At 46.1% G+C, this 2489-nt stretch carries 2 protein-coding genes; both read left to right on the forward strand.

The annotated features are described in order from the left end of the window. Positions 1 to 1055, forward strand: a 1055-nt coding sequence (gene serC, locus CAG68_RS11975) for a 3-phosphoserine/phosphohydroxythreonine transaminase (RefSeq protein ID WP_161441191.1), incomplete at its 5' end; no start/stop codon positions are given. A gap of 83 nt (positions 1056 to 1138) precedes the next feature. Next, on the forward strand, positions 1139 to 2470 hold the full coding sequence (locus CAG68_RS11980) for a D-serine ammonia-lyase (RefSeq protein ID WP_161441192.1): 1332 nt from the start codon (positions 1139 to 1141) through the stop codon (positions 2468 to 2470). Positions 2471 to 2489: the final 19 nt, after the last annotated feature.

Consider the following 2489-nt stretch of genomic DNA (forward strand, 5'->3'; position numbering starts at 1 on the left):
GGCCAGCAGGTCTGCCTAAAGCAGTTATGCAGCAAGCACAAAAGGAACTAATCGATTGGCAAGGTCTTGGCACTTCGGTCATGGAAATCAGCCACCGAAGCAAAGAGTTCATCAAAGTTGCAGAAGAAGCCGAGCAGGATTTACGTGATCTTCTGAATATTCCGGACAACTATAAAGTGCTGTTCTGCCAAGGTGGTGCTCGTGCTCAGTTTGCTGCTGTTCCTCTAAACTTACTTGGTGATGCCGATACGGCAACTTACATCGATGGTGGTTATTGGGCTGGAAGCGCGGTAGCTGAAGCGAAAAAATACTGCGAACCAGACGTGTTTGATGCAAAAACAGAAATCAACGGGAAAGTCGCGGTTCTACCTGCAAGTGAATGGAAAATTGCTCCAGAAGCGGCTTACGTTCACTTCTGTCCAAATGAGACCATTGATGGTATTGAGATTAACGATCTTCCTATCACCGACAAACCGATTGTTGCTGACATGTCTTCGACAATTCTTTCTCGTGAAATCGATGTGTCTAAATACGGTGTGATTTACGCGGGCGCTCAGAAAAATATTGGTCCTTCCGGCATTGCTATTGCTATCGTGCGCGATGATTTATTAGGTATGGCGAAGCAGGTACTACCAAGTATCTTGGATTACACTGTTTTGGCAGAAAAAGAATCAATGTTCAACACGCCACCAACCTTTGCATGGTACCTGTCTGGTCTTGTTTTCAAATGGCTGAAGGCACAGGGTGGAGTAAAAGCGATTGAGCAAGTGAACCGCGCTAAAGCCGCGCTACTGTATGATTACATCGATCAGTCTGATTTCTACCGTAATGGCGTGCACTCAGCAAACCGTTCTTTGATGAACGTGCCATTTCAACTTGCTAAGCCTGAACTAGATGCAACCTTCCTTGAGCTAGCAGACTCTAAAGGGCTGAAAGCGCTAAAAGGTCATCGAGCAGTTGGTGGTATGCGAGCATCCATTTATAACGCAATGCCGCTAGAAGGTGTTCAAGCGTTAGTAGACTTCATGCAAGAGTTTGAGAAAAACTACGCATAAGCTCAAACTGATAGTTGTTCTCCAAAGCGTCGCTATTGCGGCGCTTTTGTTTATCTCAACTCACATCATTCCAGGAAGGTAAAATGACCAAGGCAAATATTGAAGCGCTGACTAAGCAGTTCCCACTCTTGGCAGCACTTATTGATCTTGAAGAGGTTTGTTGGTTCAACCCCCATATCAGTTCCTTGGAGGAAGGCTTACCTCATGTCGGGTTAGATGAAAAAGATATTCAAGCGGCGAGTGAACGGCTAACACGATTTGCGCCTTATTTGATGAAGGCGTTTCCCGAAACGGAAACGTCGCGTGGCATTATTGAGTCCCCAGTGGTGGATATTCCCAATATGAAAGTGCGTTTGGAGCAGCAATACGACATACCAATATTGGGCCATTTAATGCTCAAAAAAGACAGTCATTTGCCAATTTCTGGTTCGATCAAAGCGAGAGGTGGTATTTATGAAGTGCTCACTCATGCAGAAAAGTTGGCGTTTGAAGCCGGCTTGCTCTGTGAAAACGATGATTACAGAAAATTGTTCAGCAATGAGTTTCGGCAGTTTTTTAAGCAGTACAGTATTGCGGTTGGCTCAACCGGCAATCTTGGTATGTCCATCGGCATCATGAGTGCGAAGCTGGGTTTTTCAGTTTCAGTCCACATGTCTGCGGATGCGCGGGAATGGAAGAAAAATAAGCTCCGGTCGCATGGTGTTAATGTCGTAGAGCACCAAGAAGATTATGGTATTGCTGTCGAGCAAGGTCGTAAAGAGGCAGAAAAAGATCCCAACTGTTTCTTTATCGATGATGAAAACTCACGGACGCTGTTTCTAGGTTACTCTGTTGCGGGTGAGCGTCTTAAGCAGCAATTTGATGACTTGGGAATCGTGGTTGATGAGCATCATCCATTGTTTGTTTATCTTCCTTGTGGTGTTGGCGGCGGGCCTGGTGGCGTGGCATTTGGCTTGAAGGTAGCATTTGGCGAGCATGTCCACTGTATTTTCGCAGAGCCAACGCACTCACCGTGCATGCTGTTGGGCGTACATACAGGCTTGCATGACGATATTTCGGTGCAAGATCTGGGTATCGATAACATCACCGCCGCTGATGGTTTGGCAGTCGGGCGTGCCTCGGGATTTGTCGGAAGAGCGATGGAAAGGCTACTTGATGGTTTTTACACCATTGATGACGCTCGTATGTATCACCACTTGGGTGAGTTAAGTGAACTGGAAGGTATTAATCTAGAGCCTTCTGCATTAGCCGGTATGATTGGGGCAGTGCACGTCTCGAATAACCATGCTTATCAGTCTCGAATGAAATTTGACGAAGAAAAACTCAAAAACGCAACACATCTTGTTTGGGCAACAGGTGGGGGCATGGTTCCGGAAGATGAAATGGCGGCTTATCTCAAAAAATCTGGTCGGTAAATCAGCACTGTATACGTGC

Origin of the sequence: Vibrio sp. V42_P2S4T144 (genome assembly GCF_009904715.1) — a bacterium.
Lineage (GTDB): Bacteria > Pseudomonadota > Gammaproteobacteria > Enterobacterales > Vibrionaceae > Vibrio > Vibrio alginolyticus.

Bases quoted from the DNA above. Each gene is read 5' to 3' on its own strand.
- CAG68_RS11980 (WP_161441192.1), top strand. From the start codon at position 1,139: ATGACCAAGGCAAATATTGAAGCGCTGACTAAGCAGTTCCCACTCTTG.